Genomic DNA, 19,913 nt, shown 5'->3' on the forward strand with positions numbered 1-19,913 from the left:
CCCGGGGGAGAAGGAAAGGCATGTATGCGAGTGTGTGGCCATGAGTGATAATGACAGGGTCGTTCTGACACAGGTTGGCCCCGAGGGCATCCGGTATGATTTCATGGATGGCTGTCGTGTCTGGGTGCCGGAGGGGGCCCGCTGGACGGTCAGCCTGCGTGATGTGGATACGGATACTGTCCTGTTCTTTCAGGAGATCAACGGGTCCGGCATGGTGCAGAGCCTCAAGCGTTACTATGTCCGGTTCGAGATCACCGTCTGCAAGGATGGCAGCGAGGTCTTTACCCATGTCTGCGACCTGAAGGACCGTGAAGTGCTCATCGTGATGCAGCTGGGCGGGCTGGGAGACCATATTGCCTGGGTAGGACAGGCCGCCGCCTTTGTGGAGGAGCATGGCTGCCGGGCAAGCTTTCTTGTGAACGGGGCTCTGATTTCCCTTTTTGAGGATGCTTATCCCCATATCCGCTTCATTGATGAAGAGGACGTGGGCGACAGGCAATATTACGCACGGTATAGGGTTCTGGTTTTCTTCGGGGACAGGGAATTCACCTGTCAGCCCAACGATTATCGGCAGACGGGTCTTTCCCATATGGGGGCTTACATTCTGGGACTGCCACCGCAGGACAGGAAACCACGTATTGTGGTGGATCCGGGCGGGCGCCCGATGGAGGAGCCCTATGTCTGCATCGGGGCGCAGGCCTCGGGTCTGAGCAAATACTGGAATAATCCCCGTGGCTGGTATGATCTGATCCGCTTTCTCAAGGAGAAGGGATACAAGGTGGTCTGCATTGACAAAGACCGTGTGGCAGGCCCTGTCACGGCGGTGCGGACCATTCCTCATGGTGCTCAGGACGAAACAGGTCCCCGCCCGCTGACAGAACGGGCCCGCTGGCTGAAACATGCCGAGTTTTTTGTGGGGACATCCTCCGGTCTGTCATGGCTGGCCTGGGCAGCCGGAGCCCGGGTGGTCATGATCAGTGGTTATACAGAGCCATATAACGAGTTTTATACGCCATACCGTGTCATCAACAGGCATGTCTGCAATGGTTGTGCCAATGATGTGAACATCGACCTGCAAGCGGAGGATCCTTTCTTCTGTCCTCATCATAAAGGCACGGAGAGGATGTTTGAGTGTTCACGCGGGATTTCCTTTACGCAGGTCAAAAAGGCCATTGAGCGGATTCCGGGTTTTGGAGAGCTGTCAGAATGACTGAAAAGAAAACGGAACGTGTTCTTCAGGATATCGTCGCTCTCAAGGCCCCTTCCTCGGCATCACGTCTGCCCTTTACGGAGGAGACGGCAGGTTCTGGCCTGGAGGAGCAGGGGGAACAACAGTCTGTTGTCTCCTCTCTTTCCGCCGCGGAGCTGCCATCTGTCCCATCCGGGGCAGGTGATGCGGGATCGTTGAAGGAAAAGGACGATGGCATCGAGAGGCTGCCCCATCTGCCTTTTCCTGCGCCCGCCATGGAGCCGACGCAGGAAGGTGACCACGGCCTTCGGTATGATTTCAACTTCGGCGTCCGGGTGAAGGTGCCGGAGGGTGAGCAGTGGCGGCTGCGTTTCTGGGACATGGATACGGATACCTGCCTGTATGACGGCAAGGTTGGTGGGGAATATGTTTCCTCCCGCAAAAAGTATTTCATGAACGTGCTGATCGAACTGTTCGATGGTGAAACGCTTGTCTGGACGCACGAATATGATGCACGGGGCAAGAAGGTCGCTGTCCTTATGCCGACAGGCACTCTGGGGGATCCGCTGGGCTGGGTCCCTTATGCCGACCGGTTCGGGCGTGATCATGACTGTGAAATGACCATCGTGACCAGTGAGGTGATCATCGACCTCATGGGGCCGGCCTATCCGCATGTCCGCTTCCTGAAGGAAGAGGAATTTGCGGATGTGAAGGACGAATTCTACGCCACCTATTACATCGGGCTGTTCTTTCATGATGTGGAACAGGCCTGGCAGCCGCGGGACTTCCGTGCCGTTGGCCTGCATAGGACAGCGGGGTGGATTCTTGGCGTGGATCCAACAGAGATTCGCCCCAAGGTGGTCATCGAGAAGGCTGATACCCGCCCGATCGAGGAGCCTTATGTCGTGGTGGCCGTGCAGGCTTCCTGTGCCTGCAAGATGTGGCAGAATCCATTCGGGTGGCTGGATACGGTCCAGTATCTGAAGAGGATGGGGTATCGGGTCATCTGTATCGACAAGGACCCGGTGGTCGGGCACAATATTACCTGGAACCACATACCCAATGGCGTGGAGGATGAAACAGGGGAGCGCCCGCTGGCAGAACGGGCCCGCTGGCTGAAACATGCCGAGTTTTTTGTCGGTCTGTCCTCCGGCCTGTCATGGCTGGCCTGGGCTACCGGTACGCCTGTCATCATGATCAGTGGTTTTACGGACCCGATCAACGAGTTCCATACGCCGTACCGGGTGTTCAGCAACCATGGCTGCAACAGTTGCTGGCACGATATCCGGACGCCCTTCCAGCATGACGATCATCTGTTCTGCCCCCGGCACAAAGGGACGGACAAGGCGTTTGAATGTACACGCAACATCAGCACATCGTATGTACTGTCCGTCATCAAGAAGCTGTGCAGGGATCATGGCTATGTGCCACCGGCTGTGGCCGCCGGGGAACCCTGGCCTGATGATGCAGAACGGGTCGCCATGGTGAAGGGAAATCTGCATTACGAGCACAGGCATGAGGTGTACTGGGAGCTTTGAGCCTTCCAGTGGCGGCCCGGCAGCGTCTCCTGTCTGCCGGAGGGTGCCATCTGCTGGTCAGCCTGCTAGAAGGGCGGTCAGGTTCCTTCTTTGCGAGAATGGTTGACTGATGACAGATACATCCTTGCCGGTCTGCGTGGCCGCCCTCTATCATTTCACGGCGTTTGAGGATCACAAGTCCCTGCGCCAGCCCCTTCTGGAGCTGTGCCAGAAGGAGGGCGTGAAAGGCAGCCTGCTGCTGGCCCGTGAGGGCATCAATGGCACGATCGCCGGGCCTGATGCAGGCGTCGATGCCGTACTGGCCTACATCGACAGCCTGCCGGGCTGTGCCGGGTTCGATTACAAGAAGTCCCGGGCGAAGACGATGCCCTTCCTGCGGATGAAAGTGCGGCTGAAGAAAGAGATCGTCACGATGGGGCAGCCGGACATTGACCCCCATGTCTGCGTTGGCCGTTATGTCGAGCCGAAGGACTGGAATGCCCTGATCTCTGACCCTGATACGGTCGTGATGGACACACGCAACGACTATGAGGTGGCCATCGGCACTTTCCGGGGTGCCGTGGACCCGAACCTGAAGACATTCCGTGCCTTCCCGGAGTGGTTCCGCAACTGGCGGAAAGAGGTGGAGGCACAGGGCCGCACGCCGAAGATCGCCATGTTCTGCACGGGGGGCATACGGTGCGAAAAATCTACCGCCTTTGCCCGGCAGGAAGGGGTGGAGGATGTGTACCATCTGAAAGGCGGCATCCTGAAATATCTGGAAGAGATTCCGGAGGAAGAAAGCCTGTGGGATGGCGAATGTTTCGTGTTCGACCAGCGTGTGTCGGTCGGGCATGGGCTGAAACTGGGCAGGTATGACCTCTGCCATGCCTGCCGTGCGCCCATCAGTGCGGAAGACAAGGAGTCGCCCCAGTATGAGGAAGGCGTGAGCTGCCCGCATTGTTACGGGCAGAGAACGGATGCCCAGCGGCAGCGTTACCGTGAACGCCAGCGTCAGGCGCAGCTGGCGGCAGAACGGGGACAGGCCCATCTGGGGGATGAGGCGCAGGGCTGACCGGCTTTTCAGCCCCGGTCTGCCGTGGAAAAGGCGTCCCCCGAAACGGGGTGACGCCTCCATCTTGTTCAGAAATGTTCCCGCAGGGTCAGGTTGACGGACCGGCCCATGCCCAGAACAGCCCCGGGAGGGCTGCCCGCCGTGCTGACGGCCCGGCCCCCCAGCGGCAGGGCGTAACGCTGGTTCAGCAGGTTGTCGAGGCTCACATCCAGCTGAAGATAGCGGGACCAGTGATACCCGGCTCCGAGATTGAACAGCGCATAGCCGGGTGTCCGGGGCTCGTTGCGGACCCAGTCCACCGTATGTTTGGCTTTGACAAGCACGACTTCCGCCATGCCGTGCCACGGGCCGAAATGCTCATGCAGGCGGATGGTCCCGTTGAGCGGCATCTGCTGGTACAGTCCCGAATGGGTCTTGAAGTCCTGCCCCCGCACCCAGTTCAGAGTGGCGGAGAGTTCCCCCGTGCCCCAGTGTGTATTGTCCCACAGGGTCGTCCGGCCAGAGGCGTTGATGCCGTAGCTCTGGGCATTGTGGTTGGCGAACTGGAGCAGGTTGAAACCCCGTGACAGGGCACCGATGCGCACGACGTTCATGTAATTGTGCGTGTAGGTGTAGAAAGGCTGGATCATGGCCTCCCACTGGTGGTCATCCGCATCGTGGAAGCGGAATGTCACGCTGGTGGTGTTGGCGACTTCAGGTTTCAGGTTCAGGTTGCCGACATAGCCGTTGCCATCACCAAACCAGTTGATCATCCGGGCCGTCATGCTGTCCCGGCTCCAGCCATAGCGTTCATACAGGTTGGGGGAGCGTGTCTTGCGGGCATAGCCGCCCTCAATGTTCAGATAGGCACTGGCCTTGTAGCGCACCAAGGCTGTGACATCGAAATTGTCATCCGTGCGGCCCCGGCGGGCACTGTTGAAGGCACGTGCGGCCGCCTGATTGGTGCTGCCCATGTTCATGCCAGACATACCCATGCCGGACATACCCATATCCGACATGTGGCCCATGCTCATCATGTTCATGCCAGACATTCCTCCCATGCCCATGCTGCCCATTCCCATGTCATTCATGGAGGAGAGGCCCTGATAGGGAGAGACCGGGCCGGTATTCATCATGATGACGTCGCTGCGCATGCCGAGTTCGGTGGAGAGGCGGGGCGTCCATTGGGCATTCCACTGGATGAAATGGCCAAGATGGTCCCGATGGGCACCGTTCAGGCTGTGGAACGTGCCCGGCCCCATCATCATGCTGCCCATGACGGGCGGCCACCAGTCATTGAGGCCATCATGACTGAAGGCACTGCCGATCTTGAGCTGATGGCGTCGCCCAAGCGGCATGGTGGCGACCAGACTGTAGCCTGCCGTCCGGCCATCGCTGTTCATGGGCATGCCGGTCGTGGCGCTGTGGCCGCCCTTGTCGGCCAGCATGTTCATGGCATGGGTCACACGCTGCCAGTAGCCCCGGGCCTCCAGCGTCCCCCAGCCGAAGGTGCCCACATATTTGCCGTTCACGAAGGTGGAGCGGTTGTTGGTCTCGTCCATGTACTGGTTGGGGAAACCCTCGTAGGGCGTGTCCTGCTGTCCGAATGTCAGGCTGAAGAGATGGTTCTTCAGTTTCAGGCCCGCCGTCACATCATGATTGAAGCTGAGATAGCTGCTGGAGAGAACCCGTCCGCCACGCCCTCCGGCGGTGTAATCGCTGGCATGGGTGTAGGAGCCGCTGTAGCGCAGGCTGAGCATGTCATTGGCAACCGTGATGGAACCACCGGCACCGGAGCCGCCGCCATTGCTGCGCCAGTCTTCTCTTCCATCGCCTGTCACGAGGATGTTGCCTTCCCGGGCGAACTGCGGGTCTTTCCGTTCCACGGAGATGGTGCCCCCCGTGCTGTCTCCGCCGAGGCTGACAGGCGTGATCCCGGCAATGGCCACGCTGTGGGACACTTCATCAAGGCTGATCTGCGAGAGGGCAGAATTCATGTGGTTGGGGCAGTCCGCCATCAGGGGCATTCCGTCCACGAATGTGGCGACCCGGTCATCCGCCATGCCGTTGAGAACGGGCAGGCTGGCGATGCCACCTGTTCTGTAGCTGCTGTAACCCGGTACGTCCCGGAACAGGGCCGCCGTGTCGGCTGCCTGCGTGAAAGGGCGTCGGATGGCTGTGACGCTGATCTCTTCAGCCGGTCGGTTGCTGGAGGAGGCTGGGGCCTGGCCAGGCTTCAGGGAGGTGGGGACCTGCCGGATGGGCGACATCTGCGGCCTGTCCGGGGGGCTGGTCGTGGTCCCATGGCCGGGGAGGGAGGAGCCGGAGGCTGGCAGGGTCTGGGCGGTGGCCTGTCCGGCTGGCAGGATCACACCTCCCAGAAACAGGGTGGTCAGGGCCGGACGCACGATACGTCCACCCGTGCAACGGGGAAAAATAGACAAGAGTCATCCATTCTGAAGAAAACATGCGGAAAGGCCGACACGCAGCCTTCTTCAGGCCGGGCCGGTCAGGCGGATGCGTGGCTCAGGATGGTGACGGGTGGCCCACGGCTCGGTGGCCGCTGGCGGGTCGGTTCTGGCGGTGCCTGTGCGGGAGGAACCGCCTGCCATATCTGGCGGGCCAGCCGGGTGCAGCTCAGCAGGACGGCAAGGACGGTCAGTGCGAGCAGGACATGGTCCAGCAGGGGGCAGAGGGGACAGTCCAGCCCGTGATGGTGGTGCCCGCCAGAATGATGATGGTCCATCAGCAGGGGAGCTGATGGTGCTGTCGGGCTGTGGGGATGGCAGTGCGCCTGTGGCTCCGCACCCTGCTTCATGGTGGCATGATCCATGCCCGGCATGATGGCGGCAGGTTCAGCCTCTGGCTGGTGGGGGGCGATGTCGATGCCTGTCAGCCGCAGGATGGCGGCCCGGGGGCTTTCATCGGGCAGGCTGGCGGCCGTGAGAAGGGTCTGTGCCCCGAATCCCAGCAGCATGACCAGTACCATGAGGAGGCGCAGCGGCGTCCAGCGGAACAGGGCAGAGGTCATCAGGCCGTGGGTGGAGAGAGCCATCATGGGTCAGTGCCGGACTCCACCGGAGAGACAGGCCAGCAGCGTGCCCAGCATGATCAGCCCCACGCCCAGATAGGCCGTCAGGGACAGGGGCTGACGGAAGATGGTCACGCCGATGAGGACGATGCAGACGATCCCCACCCCGCACCAGACGGCATAGGCGATGCCAAGAGGGACGCATTTGAGGGCCTGTGCCAGACAGAAGAAGGCCGCTCCATAGAGCAGGAGCGAGCCGATGGTGGGCAGGGGCCTGCGGAACCCGTTGGAGATGTTGAGCAGGCTGGTTGCCAGAACCTCCAGCAGGATGGCCCCGAACAGGAAGAGCCAGGCAAGAAAAGGCGTCATGGCGACATCCTATATCAGGATTTCTTTTTTCTGCCACCTTCCCTGCCGGTATCCTGCTGCGGCGTGGCTGGTGCCGGGCCTGTTTTCCCGGCGGCCAGCATGGGGGCGAGGAACTGCCCGGTATGGCTTTTCTTGCAGGCGGCAATGTCTTCCGGCGTGCCGGTGGCGACAACCTGCCCACCGCCTGCACCGCCTTCCGGCCCGATATCGATCACCCAGTCCGCCGTCTTGATGAGATCAAGGTTGTGCTCGATGACCAGCACCGTATTGCCCTGTTCCACAAGGGCATGAAGGACATTCAGCAGCTTGTGGACGTCTTCGGTATGCAGGCCGGTGGTGGGTTCATCCAGCACGTAGAGGGTCCGGCCCGTGGCACGGCGGGCAAGTTCCTTGGCGAGCTTCACACGCTGGGCCTCACCACCGGAGAGGGTGGTGGCCTGCTGGCCGAGGGCCACATAGCCCAGCCCCACCTGCTGGAGGATGGAGAGACGGTCCGCAATGCGGGGCACGGCACTGAAGAACGGCACGGCCTCGTCCACTGTCATGGCCAGAACGTCGGCAATGGATTTGCCCTTGAACTTGATCTCCAGCGTTTCCCGGTTGTAGCGGGCCCCTTTGCAGGTATCGCAGGTGACGAACACATCCGGCAGGAAGTGCATTTCGATCTTCAGCACGCCGTCACCCTGGCAGGCCTCGCAGCGCCCTCCCTTGACGTTGAAGGAGAAACGTCCCGGCTTGTAGCCCCGTGCCTTGGCCTCCGGCAGTTCGGCGAACCAGTCCCGGATGGGGGCGAAGAGGTCCGTATAGGTGGCGGGGTTGGAGCGGGGTGTCCGCCCGATGGGGGACTGGTCGATCTCGATGATCTTGTCGAGCTGCTCGGTGCCTTCCAGCCGTCCATAAGGGAGGGGGACGGCAGCGGACTTCATGATCTGCCGGGCCAGCCCCTTGTAGAAGGTGTCGGTGATGAGTGTGGACTTGCCGCTGCCGGAAACTCCCGTCACGGCGATGAAGGTGCCGAGCGGGAACTTCACGCTGACATTCTTGAGGTTGTTTCCCTTTGCCCCGTGGATGCTCACCCAGCGTCTGCTCTTGCGGCGGGTGGCGGGGACGGGGATGCCCCGGCGGCCAGCCAGCCATGCGCCCGTCAGACTGTCGGGATTCTGGGCGACCTCTTCCGGCGTGCCGCAGGCGATGACGTGCCCGCCCTGTGTTCCGGCTCCCGGCCCCATGTCGATGAGGTAGTCCGCCTGCCGGATGGCATCCTCGTCATGTTCCACGACAAGGACGGTATTGCCGAGATTCCTCAGCCGCTCCAGCATGGTGAGCAGGCGGGCATTGTCCCGCTGGTGCAGCCCGATGGAGGGCTCATCCAGCACGTAGAGGACGCCCGTCAGGCCGGAGCCGATCTGCGAAGCCAGCCGGATGCGCTGGCTCTCCCCGCCGGAGAGCGTGCCGGAACTGCGGGAGAGGGTGAGATAGTCCAGCCCCACACGGTCGAGGAAATGCAGCCGCTCGGTGATTTCCTTGAGGATGCGCCGGGCGATCTCGGCCCGCTGGGGTGTCAGGCTGGCCTCCACGGTGCTGAACCAGGCAAGGGCCTCGCTGATGGTCAGATCCGAGGCCTCGGCAATGTTGCTGTCATTGACCTTCACGCAGAGGGCTTCCGGCCGCAGGCGGGCACCGTGACAGGCCGGGCAGGGCATGGCGGACTGGTACCGGCCCAGGGCCTCCCGGACATGGACGCTGCTGCTCTGCGCCAGACGGCGTTGCAGATGGCTGATGATGCCTTCGAAAGGCCGGTGGATGGTGTGCGTCTTCCCCTTGCCATCCTGATAGGGGATGCTGACGGCTTCCGGCCCGCCATGCAGGAGGAACTGGCGTGAACTGTCCTTCAGCCTGTTCCATGGGGTGCCCAGCGTTTCCTCGCAATGGCGGGCCAGGGCGGCGAGGGTCTGGTCAAAGAGCGGGTCCTGCTCATTCCGCCACGGGGCAATGGCGCCTTCCCGCAGGGTCAGGCTGTCATCGGGGATGATGAGGTTGGGGTCGAAATGCGTTTCCGTACCCAGCCCGTCACAGGTCGGGCAGGCTCCCATCGGGGCGTTGAAGGAGAAGAGGCGGGGTTCCACGCTTTCCAGCATGAATCCGGATTCCGGGCAGGAATAGCGTGAGGAGAAGGAGGCCTTCAGCGGCTCACGGTCTTCCCCGCTGCGGAGGACTTCCTCGACAGAGGCCAAGCCGTCCGAGAGGTCCAGGGCGGTTTCAAAACTGTCGGCCAGCCGGGTTTCCACACCGTCCTTCAGCACCACACGGTCCACCACGACATCCACGTTGTGGCGTGTCTTGCGGTTCAGCTTCGGGGCGTCGCCGATCTCGTAGAGCGTGCCATCAATGCGTACACGGGCGAAGCCACGGCGGGTCAGCTCGGCCAGTTCCTTCGCACAGTCGCCCTTGCGGTCCCGCACGACCGGGGCCAGCAGCATGAGCCGTGTGCCGGCGGGCATGGCCACCACACGGTCCACCATCTGGCTGATGCTCTGGGCCTCGATGGGCAGGCCGGTAGCCGGGGAGTAGGGAACACCCGCCCGTGCCCAGAGCAGGCGCATGTAGTCGTGAATTTCGGTGATCGTGCCGACCGTCGAGCGTGGATTGCGGGAGGTTGTTTTCTGCTCAATGGAAATGGCCGGGGAGAGGCCCTCGATGGAATCAACATCCGGCTTGCCCATCAGTTCCAGAAACTGGCGGGCATAGGCGGAGAGGCTCTCCACATAGCGACGTTGCCCTTCGGCATAGATGGTGTCGAAGGCGAGGGAGGACTTGCCGGAGCCGGAAAGGCCCGTCAGCACGGTCAGCCTGTCCCGGGGGATGGTGACGTTGACGTTCCGCAGGTTGTGCGTACGGGCACCACGGACGATGATGTGGCTTGTGCTGGCAGGGCGGGCTGTGTCTGTCACGCTATGTCCTCATTACGGCCTTTGTGGCAGGTATGGATGCACGGGCGGTCCATCTGTGCAATATAGGCAATATGGGTACACGGTGCCAGAATCGAACCGTGGCAATGAAAAGTTCTTGAGAGAAGTGGAAAAAACGCATGGCAGGTAGCGTAAACAAGGTCATTCTGGTGGGAAATCTCGGGCGTGACCCGGAGGTCCGGAACACCCAGTCCGGCAGCAAGATCGTCAATCTGGCTATCGCTACCAGCGATACGTGGAACGACCGCAATACAGGAGAGCGGCGTGACCGTACGGAATGGCACCGTGTCGTCATTTTCAACGAGCGTGTCGGTGATGTGGCGGAACGTTATCTGCGCAAGGGCCGCAAGGTTTATATCGAAGGCGAGCTGCGTACCCGCAAGTGGACGGACCAGCAGGGCGTGGAGAAATACACGACCGAGGTTGTGATCGATCGCTTCCGTGGCAATCTTGTCCTGCTGGACAGCCAGCGTGGCGGTGGTGACGGCGGCGGCTATGGTGATGATGGTTATGACGGTGGTTATGGTGATGGCGGCAGCAACTGGGCTGGTGGCGGGTCCGCTCCGGCGGGCCGTGGCGGTGCCGGTGGTCGTGGTCAGCAGGGTGGCAACTTCGGTGGCGGTGCTGGCTGGGACAGTTCTTCCGGGCAGGGTGATCAGGCACTGGATGACGAGATTCCGTTCTGACCCTGTCCTTTCATGAGGCACGGTCCGGTGGGTGCCATCGGGTCGTGCAGGACAGGCAGGCAGCAGGCAGGGAACGGGTGGGACATGGGCGGAACGGGGAGCAGGCGTGCCGTAAGGTGGCGGGTGCAGGCTGGTGCCGTGCTGGTTGCGGCGGGAGGCCTGTTGGCTGGGTGTGCGGCAACGCCCCCGCAGCATCCCAATAATATCTGCGACATTTTTCAGGAAAAACGCAGCTGGTATCACACAGCCATGCGGCAGGAGGCCAAATGGCACATTCCTGCATCCGTTCCCATGGCCATCATGAATCAGGAATCAAGTTTCCGGGCCAATGCACGGACCAGACGGACCTACATACTCTGGATCATTCCGTGGGGGCATATCAGTACGGCTTACGGCTATGCCCAGGCCAAGAACGAGATATGGCGTGATTACCAGCGGCAGACTGGCGCCGGTGGCAGCCGGACAGATTATGCCGACGCTCTCAATTTCATGAACTGGTATATCACCAACAGCCGGAAGGTGGATGGCATCCCCGTTACGGACGCCACGAGGCAGTATCTGGCTTATCATGAGGGATGGACGGGGTACCGTCGCCGGACTTACGCCAGCAAGGGATGGCTGGTGACGGTGGCCCGCAAGGTGGGCCACCGTGCCCGGCAGTATCAGCAGCAGTATGATGCCTGTCGGGACAGGCTCAAGGGCGGCTGGTGGGAAAATTTCTGGGACTGGCTGTTTTGATCAGCCGCCCTTCTGCGGGCTTGTCAGGCCGTTGGCCAGGGCCGCTGCCGCACCGGGGCTGTGAGGAGCCTTTTTTGGTGCACCATCCCGGTCATCATGCCGTGTGTGCGGGATGACGTTACCATCCATGAGCACGTAACGGAACTGGCCATCCTTGATCTCTGCCAGGAAGATGTCCTCCAGTTTTTCGATGTTCCGCTTTTTCATGTCTTCCATAAGGGCTTCTTCGGAGAGGCCAACATCTTCAAGGTCATCAGCACGGACAACCCCGTCATAATAGACGATCAGTGCAGGGAGTTTTTTCTTGTCCGTGATGGCAGTAATGGCGCCGCTCGGCTCGATCTGGGCAAAGTAAACATCATCAAAGGAATAAATACCCTGGATGTTGAGCTGGGAGGCAATGTTGAGCATGTCGATCTTGTTGTTCTTGTCACGGATGTTCTCCATGAGGAAGCGGCCATCCTTGATGATCGGAATCTGCCTGCCGATGGTCACGTTTCTGAACATGTTGATTTTTCTGCAGAAGCGTGTCAGGGTGAGTAGGATACCAACCCCGATGAGCAGGGCGATGACATATTCATGGAAGGATATGTTGGTCGTATAAAGGACGCCGCCAACGAGTCCGCCGAGGATGAAGTTGCCGACGAGGTCGATGGCGTTCATCTGGGAGACCTGGCTGCGGCCAGAGATGTTGAGATAAGCAATGATGATGGCGAAGCCGGTGACCAGCTTCAGGAACATCCAGATGTTGAGAGCCAGATTCGGAAAGAGTTGGTGAAGCATCGGGGAGAACCTTGCTATGGGGAAGAGGGGGCAGCGTGTGTCCCCCTGCTGCCGTGTAAGGGAGATGCACCTTTGTATGCAAGGCTATAAGGGGCATTAATATCTTTTCAAGATGTTGCGATCTTTTTCCTGCCTGTTACCCTTGAGGAAACAGAACAGACATCGAATTTTTCGGAGACCGAATCAGGTCAGGCAAACAAGGAGTATTCATGAGCAAGCACACGAATTTTCCGATCCCCGATCAGGCCCCTGCTGCGGTGCTGCCCACGGGGCGCCTTGATATGATCCTTTTTGACTGTGACGGCGTGCTGGTAGGGGGGGAGCATCTCTCCACAGCGCTCATGTCCGAAGATGCCCGCAGCCATGGCTGGGACATCAGTGATGAAGAAGGCAACAAGCTCTTCGGTGGTGGTGAGCTGGCCAAGATTGGTGAGATGATCGCCGAGAAGACAGGTGACAAGCTCCCGGACAACTGGGACATGATCATGCAGGACCGCATTGTGGAGATGATGCGGAAGAAGGCGAAGGAAGTGCCCGGTGCCACGAAGATGCTGCGTGATGTCGTCAACGAGATTCGCCTGCCGATCCGTGTTGGCTCCAACTCTTCCGAGGCAGAGATGGAGGCCAAATTTTCCAGCACAGGGTTGGACAAGATTCTGAAGGAAGAGCGCATCCATTCCGGCCGTGACCTGAACATGCCCAAGCCTCGCCCGGATATCTACCTGCACGGGGCGAAGCAGGAAGGGGTTGATCCGGCGCATTGCCTGGTGCTGGAAGATTCGGATGCCGGGGTCGAGGCTGCCCGCCGTGCCGGTATGGCCTGCGTGCTGCTGCGTGACCTTGACAAGCCTGCCCCGTCCTGGCCGGGCCTGCTGCGTATTGCCCATCTTGATGAGTTCGTGCCGCTGCTCAAGAAAATCATCGCTGCACAGGAAGAGCATCGCAAGGGCTGAGACATCCTTGCCTGCTGGAGGCCGGAGCCACGCTCCCGCCCGTTTTGTTCATGATCCTGCTGGAGACCTGTTATGCTGACATATGACAGCCTGAAATCCCTGCCGCAGAAGGTGGCTGGTCCTGCTTATGACGTCCGCAAGGTGACGTCAGGCATTGTGCATTTCGGGGTGGGCAATTTCTTCCGAGCCCATCTGGGATACTATGTGGACCGTGTTCTGGCCCTGCCGGACCAGCAGCATTGGGGCATCACAGGTGTCGGGCTGCGCTCCGGTGGGAACTCCGACAGGAAGGCCGAAGAGTTTCGGGCACAGGAGGGGCTGTACTCTCTGACGGAGATTGCCGCTGATGGCAAGGCGGAGATCCGTGTCATGGGATGTTTGAGGGATTATCTCCAGGCGCCTGATGAGCCGGAGACGGTTCTCGCCCTTCTGGCGGACAAGGCCACGAAGATCGTCTCCATGACCATCACGGAAGGCGGCTACAATATTGACGAGACAACAGGGGAGTTCCGTACGTCTCTGCCTGCCGTGCAGGAGGACCTTGCCAACCCGAAAAAGCCCAGCACCATCTTCGGTTTCGTGGTGGAAGGGCTGCGCCGCCGCCGTGAGGCGGGTCATGGTGGTCTGACTGTCATGTCCTGCGACAATCTGCGGCATAATGGCGATGTGTCCCGCAAGGCGTTTGTCGGGTATGCCCGGGCTGTGGATGCGGACCTTGCCGAGTGGATCGATCAGAACGTGACCTTCCCCAATGCGATGGTGGACCGCATCACGCCGTCTGTCTCTGATGAGGGTAAAGCCAAGCTGAATGAGCGCAGCGGATTGGACGATCTCCAGCCGCTTCTGTCCGAGGATTTCATCCAGTGGGTGATTGAGGATAAATTTGCGGCAGGTCGTCCCGCCTTTGATAAGGTCGGGGTGGAGTTTACCGATCAGGTCAGTGCCTATGAACATGCCAAGATCCGTATGCTCAATTCCAGCCATCTCATTCTCAGTGCTGCGGGCATGTTGCTGAATCTGGAACTTGTGGACCAGGTTCTGGGTGAACCACGTGTGCATAAGTTTGTGGATTCTGTTCTGGAAAAGGATGTGATCCCCACACTGAAGGCTCCGCCGGGTGTGGACCTGCATAAATATAAGGCGACACTTCTGACCCGCTTCTCCAACGCTGCCATGGCAGACCAGGTAGCCCGTATTGCCTCGGATGCAACATCCAAGGCGCAGGTGTTCTGGACGGAAACAGTGCGTGCCGTGCTGGAGGGTGGCCGGGAGCGGACCCGTATCGTGTACTGCATGGCCCTCCTGCTGGAGCTGCTGCGGGGCAGGAATGAAAAAGGCGAGAAAATTGCGCTTCAGGAGCCGTTCCTGACGGCAGAACAGTTGAACATTGCTGCCTCTGATGATTTTGAGGCTTCCATCGGTCTGCCTGCTTTCGACAGCTGGCGTGATCTTCTGACTCCAGAGATTAAGCAGGAGATTGTGCGTGATCGGGAGCTGATCCGTCAGAAGGGTGTTCTGGCCAGCCTGCCCGTGTGATGAGGCGATGAGCCGTTGAAAATTGATTGTGTGTAGAGAAAGGGAGGCTCCGGCCTCCCTTTTTCATGTTTGCTGTCAATCTTGTGGATAAAATTTGCTGGAGTGGTTTTTGGCTGTTCAGCGTCTCAACTTCCTTCTGTAAGGGCCGGAGAGGACTTGCCTCGGCGAGGTCATTAAAATTATATTTAATTCGGTAAGTTCTTTGACAATTAAAAAAGACTTATAATACAAATGGTTACAGGAAGTCTGTTCCCCGCCTACGCGGGGATGAACCGTAGCGGTTGTGCCCCGCACGTTCACCACGATGCTGTTCCCCGCCTACGCGGGGATGAACCGGGCGCTGGGTATCCCCCGGCGTCCACACAAAACTGTTCCCCGCCTACGCGGGGATGAACCGCCCTGCCATTTCTGCGCCGGTCAGTTTAATGGCTGTTCCCCGCCTACGCGGGGATGAACCGCCCCGTGTGAATTTTCTATAAATGGTAAGAAGCTGTTCCCCGCCTACGCGGGGATGAACCGCAAACAAGGTCTTCCACATCCGCTGCCTGCACCTGTTCCCCGCCTACGCGGGGATGAACCGTGGCGACTGATTCGGAGGCTAGAGAGCACGGTCTGTTCCCCGCCTACGCGGGGATGAACCGCGGACCATTACCCTGAACCAGCTGCGGTATGACTGTTCCCCGCCTACGCGGGGATGAACCGAGTTTTTACTCAATTCATTTATTTCTTCCTTTCTGTTCCCCGCCTACGCGGGGATGAACCGGCGATTGACTTTCCCCGGTAGGTCCCCCGGATCTGTTCCCCGCCTACGCGGGGATGAACCGGCACAGGACGAGTTAGAGCGGCTGATCGCTTCCTGTTCCCCGCCTACGCGGGGATGAACCGTGAGAACTGCGATTCATTATGAGCATGGGGTCCTGTTCCCCGCCTACGCGGGGATGAACCGTCGATCTCGTCTGCGGCGGTTGCTTCTCTAACCTGTTCCCCGCCTACGCGGGGATGAACCGGCGCTGGTGAGCTATAGCTGTCGCATTCTGGCCTGTTCCCCGCCTACGCGGGGATGAACCGTACTCACGGGGGACTGGCCGATTTTCCCTGATCTGTTCCCCGCCTACGCGGGGATGAACCGAACCGCCTCCGGAGTGTCGGGGAAGACTGGTTCTGTTCCCCGCCTACGCGGGGATGAACCGCGTGCCCGTGGTTTCGCCCTGCGTGATGCGTTCTGTTCCCCGCCTACGCGGGGATGAACCGAAAGATATTAACTCTAAAATAACTGCTTTATACTGTTCCCCGCCTACGCGGGGATGAACCGCCGCCCTCCCATCCAAAACGCCTTCAGGACGACTGTTCCCCGCCTACGCGGGGATGAACCGAAACAGAGGATAATTCAAAGAATGAAGCTAAACTGTTCCCCGCCTACGCGGGGATGAACCGCTAGTATTAAAGGACAATTTACCGGCTCTTTGCTGTTCCCCGCCTACGCGGGGATGAACCGAAAAATCATCGCCTTTTACATACCATCATTTTCTGTTCCCCGCCTACGCGGGGATGAACCGCGGCATTTCACAGGGGCTTTCCACGTGGAAGGCTGTTCCCCGCCTACGCGGGGATGAACCGCTGGAGAAATTGACGCCCTCCAGATCATTGGCCTGTTCCCCGCCTACGCGGGGATGAACCGCCACCCCCGCTGATCTGGTGGGAGTGGTCAGGCTGTTCCCCGCCTACGCGGGGATGAACCGGAACGACCGCAACACGGGTGAGAAGCGTGACCCTGTTCCCCGCCTACGCGGGGATGAACTCGGTGCCAGACCGCCATCACTGGCCTGTACCGAACTGTTCGCCGGTGGGTCATGGGGTGGTTGGTGGCATATGTGGTCGCCAGAGCCATTCCAGAGCTTCGGGAAGGGTCTGTTCGATGGTGGGGCCATCTACATGCCGGGCATTGCGGGCAAAGACAAATTGGTAATCATAGCCCTTGTCGGCCAGCACGCGGGCCATGTTTTCCCCAGCCAGCACCCAGTCATGCATGCCATCAGGCATGGACGGAACGGGGTAGAACAGGTCCTGGTCGCCCACTTCGTACCAGATGTGCAGCGGGGCCAGTGGTGCCGCCGGGATGAGCGCCGCACCGGGATGGGGTGGTACGGCTTCCGGTGTTCCGGCCCATGGGGAGTGAAGCTGCCATCCCCCGCCGGGCAGGGCGGGGTCGTGCGGCCATTGCTGGTTGACCAGCGAAGGAGAGTAGGCCAGCACCCGGTGATAGAGGTTGGGCCGGAACCAGGCCATGGCAAAGGCCGCTGCCCCACTGGAGCTGAACCCCATGGTGGCCCGTTCCTCCGGGTTGCGGGAGAGAGTGAGGCTGGCCTTCTTCTCCACAAGAGGGAGGACATGCGCCTCTACCCAGTCGGCATAAGCGCCGGACATGGTGTCATATTCCCGCCCCCGTTCACTGCCCTGGGCATCGCCACCCCCGGCTCCAACGCCAATGACAATCATGGGAGGAATACGTTTTTCTTTCAGCAGCCCGTCCACCATGGCGAAAAGATCCCGTCCCGGATAGAGGCCATTATTGCTGCCATCACCAAAGATGAGAAAGGGAAGGGGGCGGTCGGTCGGCGTGTTGGGGGGGATATAGACATCCACCGTGCGGGTCCATGGGGCCGGGTGAGCTCCGGGAACGGTCAGATTGGATGGATCGCCCGGCACGCTTGTGGAGACATGCACCATGCCTGCTTCCCCTGTGCTGGTGGTGCAGGGGACCGGGTCATCCCGTACAGTGCCGGGGCTGTAGCCACTGGTCGGGGATGAGGCCAGCGTGAAGCTGATGATCCGCCCCTCCGGGAGCTGTATGTTCTGCCACTGTGCAGGGAGTGTGTGGGAGGTGCCAAGAATGTAGTTGCCTGTTTTATCCACAGGCGGCAGGGCGTTGTCGGGCAGGTCAATGGCTTCAGGATAAAGTGGATCATGTGGATCATGTATCGGCATGGCGCCAGAGCCACTCAGGCCGGATGTGTCGATGAAGAAAGGTTTGTGTGGTGCGGTTGTATTGGCCTGTGGGGGCTGGAGGGCTTTCAGGGGAACGCAGTCAGCAGAGGCGGCCTGTGCCAGGGTGGGGGCTGAAATACCCAGTATCAGACTCATGAGTCCGGTGCAGAGTCTGTACCGGCAAAAATGGATTTTGGTGCTCCATCGGAGCGGTGAAGGGCTTGAGGCAGAAAAACGCATGGCAAACATCACGGAAGAAGAAATATGGGACACATCGTGTCAGACGCTACCATAGTTTGCCTCATCTCCAAGCCCTGCTGTCCCGGAAATGATGGGCCTTGACCCAAGGATCAGAGGCCCATCCTGCTGGATCAGCCCGGCTGGTGGGTGTCGATCAGCGTGGCAAGTTTTTTCGCATCCTGCGGGGACACGCCCTGGAGCGGACGGGGGAGCGCACTGGGTCCAGCCAGCCCCATGATCGTCGCCGCAGAGGCGATCACACGCAGGGAGCCACCATAACGGGCACTCATCTCCCAGAAGGGGGCGAAGATGGCCTCGATGCGGGTTACATCCTCTCTCTGGCCAGTCAGGGCCGCATCCGTCAGCTGGCGGGCCAGATGGGGGAACAGGCCACCCCATTCGGAGTACCAGATGCGGGCGCCCTGCATCAGGGCACCGGCGGCGGTCGGATCACCGCTGATGCCGGGGGAGGTGCTGTCAGGCAGGGCAGGCAGCAGGCGTTTCATCCGGGCGGCAGCCTCTTCTGCCGTGGGGGAGCCGCTGGGGAGCTTGATGGAACGGACCTGCGGCAGCTGGCAGATGCGCTGCATCAGGGTATCGGAGAAATGGAACTGTGTCGTGCCGGGGGTGTCATAGACGACCAGCGGCACGGACACATGGCGGCTCACCGTTTCATACAGGGTGAAGACCTCTTCGTCCCGCAGGGGGAAGTAACTCATCGGGGGCAGCAGCAGGGCTTTGACACCGGCTTTCTGGGCATCTTCGGCCAGCAGCAGCGTGTCCCGCAGGTTGATGGCCCCGATGCTGACAAGAACCGGCGTCGTGCCAGCGTGGCTGACAGCCAGTCGGGCGATCTTTTCCCGTTCGTTCCGGGTCAGGAAGGCATAGCTGCCGGTGGAACCGAGGGCACCGATGGAATCGACTTTCGCCTCGACCAGCCGGGCGATCAATGCGGCGAAGCGGGCCTCATCGGGTGCGTCCTGGTGCATGGGGGTGATGGGGAAGGCACTCAGCCCCGTGAAGGAAAATGTCATGGTCTGTCCTTTCCGTGTACGGTCCCGGCCATGATGGCGGGAAAAAGGCTGCGCCGTATAGAAGGAATGTGACAGGCCGTGGTTTCAGCGGGGCAGGGGGCCTGCCCGGTACCGGCCCGGTGTCGTGCCGAATGTCCGGCGGAAGAGGCGGCCCATGTGGCTCTGGTCGGCAAAGCCTGCCTCCATGGCGGCCTGAAGGCTGCTGACACCGGCCCGCAGCTGCGTTTTCACATGGTTGAGCTGCTGGAGCAGGCGGAATGTCTGTGGTGATAAGCCGTAATGACGCTGGAAACGGCGGGAATAGGCCTCCCGGCTCATGTTGGCCTGTTGGGCAAGACTCTGGATGGACGTCGTGAGCGACATGTCCTGCATGGGCAGGGGAAGGCGCGGTGGGGCGGCCAGATGGACATGGGACGGACGGTCACCAAGGCAGTGCTGGATGAGGGCGGCGCAGTCTGCCTGGTCCAGAGGGAGACCGGGCGTGAGATAGAGGTTCAGGCAGAGTGTCTGCCCGACACGGGCTGGATCGGCATCCTGCGAAACGTGGGGCGTACCCGCAGGAATGAGCAGGGCCTGCCCCGCCGTGAGGTGGACGGGCTGGCCAGCGATGAGAAAATGGCGACAGCCGGAGAGGATGAAGGCCAGCTGGTCTTCCTGATGGAAATGCAGTGGCAAGGCGAGCGTGGTGCCCCGGGCCATGCTCATTTCTTTCACGTCAGGATGGCCTGCCCGCCAGTAGTGCCACGGGGGGCCGGGAGGCATCAGGGAGGAGGAAAGAGGGAGCATGATGTGGTGCCGGGGCGTCGTCTGGTCCTTGATAGGGGGGTCA

The 19,913-nt window shown here is 60.5% G+C and carries 15 protein-coding genes and 1 CRISPR repeat array; of the genes, 7 read left to right on the forward strand and 8 right to left on the reverse strand.

The features are described 5' to 3' along the window. Positions 1–40 precede the first annotated feature (40 nt). From DTI93_RS05110 to DTI93_RS05120, 3 genes are all read left to right on the forward strand, one after another. Positions 41–1,210, forward strand: a complete 1,170-nt coding sequence (locus tag DTI93_RS05110; protein WP_043558991.1) for an autotransporter strand-loop-strand O-heptosyltransferase — start codon at positions 41–43, stop codon at positions 1,208–1,210. After that, the gene (locus DTI93_RS05115) at positions 1,207–2,727 is read left to right on the forward strand and encodes an autotransporter strand-loop-strand O-heptosyltransferase (RefSeq protein ID WP_081562380.1); all 1,521 of its coding nucleotides are present in this window, start codon (positions 1,207–1,209) and stop codon (positions 2,725–2,727) included. The genes DTI93_RS05110 and DTI93_RS05115 overlap by 4 nt, the downstream gene beginning before the upstream one ends. Positions 2,728–2,836: 109 nt before the next feature. Then, positions 2,837–3,781, forward strand: a complete 945-nt coding sequence (locus DTI93_RS05120) for a rhodanese-related sulfurtransferase (RefSeq protein ID WP_103765638.1) — start codon at positions 2,837–2,839, stop codon at positions 3,779–3,781. Positions 3,782–3,849: 68 nt separating this feature from the next. On the opposite strand, the gene DTI93_RS05125 is transcribed toward DTI93_RS05120, so the two are convergent. The 4 genes from DTI93_RS05125 to uvrA form a co-directional block, all read right to left on the reverse strand. Beyond that, positions 3,850–6,030: a TonB-dependent receptor gene (locus tag DTI93_RS05125; protein ID WP_408902104.1), complete on the reverse strand. Its 2,181-nt coding sequence runs from the start codon at positions 6,028–6,030 to the stop codon at positions 3,850–3,852. Positions 6,031–6,269: 239 nt separating this feature from the next. Continuing rightward, on the reverse strand, positions 6,270–6,818 hold the full coding sequence (locus tag DTI93_RS05130; RefSeq protein ID WP_249079860.1) for a DUF2946 family protein: 549 nt from the start codon (positions 6,816–6,818) through the stop codon (positions 6,270–6,272). A gap of 3 nt (positions 6,819–6,821) precedes the next feature. Then, positions 6,822–7,160 (reverse strand): multidrug efflux SMR transporter, encoded by a 339-nt coding sequence (locus DTI93_RS05135; RefSeq protein ID WP_043558985.1) that lies wholly within the window; start codon positions 7,158–7,160, stop codon positions 6,822–6,824. A gap of 14 nt (positions 7,161–7,174) precedes the next feature. Next, positions 7,175–10,111, reverse strand: a complete 2,937-nt coding sequence (uvrA, locus tag DTI93_RS05140; protein WP_249079862.1) for an excinuclease ABC subunit UvrA — start codon at positions 10,109–10,111, stop codon at positions 7,175–7,177. 137 nt (positions 10,112–10,248) lie between these two features. Between uvrA and ssb the strand changes: the two genes are divergently transcribed. Beyond that, complete coding sequence (gene ssb, locus DTI93_RS05145) at positions 10,249–10,815, forward strand: single-stranded DNA-binding protein (RefSeq protein WP_043558983.1); 567 nt, start codon at positions 10,249–10,251, stop codon at positions 10,813–10,815. Between the two features lie 84 nt (positions 10,816–10,899). Continuing rightward, positions 10,900–11,553: a hypothetical protein gene (locus tag DTI93_RS05150; RefSeq protein ID WP_219811875.1), complete on the forward strand. Its 654-nt coding sequence runs from the start codon at positions 10,900–10,902 to the stop codon at positions 11,551–11,553. On the opposite strand, the gene DTI93_RS05155 is transcribed toward DTI93_RS05150, so the two are convergent. Beyond that, positions 11,554–12,336 (reverse strand): DUF421 domain-containing protein, encoded by a 783-nt coding sequence (locus tag DTI93_RS05155; protein ID WP_081562378.1) that lies wholly within the window; start codon positions 12,334–12,336, stop codon positions 11,554–11,556. A 281-nt stretch (positions 12,337–12,617) separates the two neighbouring features. Here DTI93_RS05155 and DTI93_RS05160 point away from each other — a divergent pair, with 281 nt between their 5' ends. Together DTI93_RS05160 and DTI93_RS05165 are read left to right on the forward strand one after the other, a co-directional pair. Then, positions 12,618–13,289: an HAD family phosphatase gene (locus DTI93_RS05160; RefSeq protein WP_052348991.1), complete on the forward strand. Its 672-nt coding sequence runs from the start codon at positions 12,618–12,620 to the stop codon at positions 13,287–13,289. Between the two features lie 72 nt (positions 13,290–13,361). Next, entirely contained in the window at positions 13,362–14,825 is a 1,464-nt protein-coding gene (locus tag DTI93_RS05165; RefSeq protein WP_081562377.1) for a mannitol dehydrogenase family protein, read from the forward strand. A gap of 246 nt (positions 14,826–15,071) precedes the next feature. Continuing rightward, a CRISPR array of direct repeats spans positions 15,072–16,625; the repeat unit is 29 nt; unit sequence CTGTTCCCCGCCTACGCGGGGATGAACCG. Positions 16,626–16,673: 48 nt separating this feature from the next. Here the strand turns inward: DTI93_RS05165 and DTI93_RS05170 are convergent. The 3 genes from DTI93_RS05170 to DTI93_RS05180 form a co-directional block, all read right to left on the reverse strand. Beyond that, positions 16,674–17,966, reverse strand: coding sequence for an esterase family protein (locus DTI93_RS05170; RefSeq protein WP_249079864.1), 1,293 nt, complete (start codon positions 17,964–17,966; stop codon positions 16,674–16,676). 215 nt (positions 17,967–18,181) lie between these two features. Then, the gene (locus DTI93_RS05175; RefSeq protein WP_249079866.1) at positions 18,182–19,084 is read right to left on the reverse strand and encodes a dihydrodipicolinate synthase family protein; all 903 of its coding nucleotides are present in this window, start codon (positions 19,082–19,084) and stop codon (positions 18,182–18,184) included. A gap of 84 nt (positions 19,085–19,168) precedes the next feature. Beyond that, entirely contained in the window at positions 19,169–19,870 is a 702-nt protein-coding gene (locus tag DTI93_RS05180) for an AraC family transcriptional regulator (RefSeq protein WP_081562923.1), read from the reverse strand. Positions 19,871–19,913: the final 43 nt, after the last annotated feature.

The sequence above is a fragment of the Parasaccharibacter sp. TMW 2.1884 genome, assembly GCF_023337695.1.
In the GTDB taxonomy this organism is placed as follows: Bacteria; Pseudomonadota; Alphaproteobacteria; order Acetobacterales; family Acetobacteraceae; genus Bombella; species Bombella apis.

What these genes read in the sequence shown, in the direction of transcription:
- DTI93_RS05175 (WP_249079866.1), bottom strand. Translation starts at nt 19,084, where the DNA reads ATGACATTTTCCTTCACGGGGCTGAGTGCCTTCCCCATCACCCCCATG.
- DTI93_RS05165 (WP_081562377.1), top strand. Translation starts at nt 13,362, where the DNA reads ATGCTGACATATGACAGCCTGAAATCCCTGCCGCAGAAGGTGGCTGGT.
- DTI93_RS05130 (WP_249079860.1), bottom strand. Translation starts at nt 6,818, where the DNA reads ATGATGGCTCTCTCCACCCACGGCCTGATGACCTCTGCCCTGTTCCGC.
- DTI93_RS05110 (WP_043558991.1), top strand. Translation starts at nt 41, where the DNA reads ATGAGTGATAATGACAGGGTCGTTCTGACACAGGTTGGCCCCGAGGGC.
- DTI93_RS05120 (WP_103765638.1), top strand. Translation starts at nt 2,837, where the DNA reads ATGACAGATACATCCTTGCCGGTCTGCGTGGCCGCCCTCTATCATTTC.
- DTI93_RS05115 (WP_081562380.1), top strand. Translation starts at nt 1,207, where the DNA reads ATGACTGAAAAGAAAACGGAACGTGTTCTTCAGGATATCGTCGCTCTC.
- ssb (WP_043558983.1), top strand. Translation starts at nt 10,249, where the DNA reads ATGGCAGGTAGCGTAAACAAGGTCATTCTGGTGGGAAATCTCGGGCGT.
- DTI93_RS05170 (WP_249079864.1), bottom strand. Translation starts at nt 17,966, where the DNA reads ATGAGTCTGATACTGGGTATTTCAGCCCCCACCCTGGCACAGGCCGCC.
- DTI93_RS05135 (WP_043558985.1), bottom strand. Translation starts at nt 7,160, where the DNA reads ATGACGCCTTTTCTTGCCTGGCTCTTCCTGTTCGGGGCCATCCTGCTG.
- DTI93_RS05150 (WP_219811875.1), top strand. Translation starts at nt 10,900, where the DNA reads ATGGGCGGAACGGGGAGCAGGCGTGCCGTAAGGTGGCGGGTGCAGGCT.
- DTI93_RS05180 (WP_081562923.1), bottom strand. Translation starts at nt 19,870, where the DNA reads ATGCTCCCTCTTTCCTCCTCCCTGATGCCTCCCGGCCCCCCGTGGCAC.
- DTI93_RS05125 (WP_408902104.1), bottom strand. Translation starts at nt 6,030, where the DNA reads ATGTCGCCCATCCGGCAGGTCCCCACCTCCCTGAAGCCTGGCCAGGCC.
- DTI93_RS05155 (WP_081562378.1), bottom strand. Translation starts at nt 12,336, where the DNA reads ATGCTTCACCAACTCTTTCCGAATCTGGCTCTCAACATCTGGATGTTC.
- DTI93_RS05160 (WP_052348991.1), top strand. Translation starts at nt 12,618, where the DNA reads ATGATCCTTTTTGACTGTGACGGCGTGCTGGTAGGGGGGGAGCATCTC.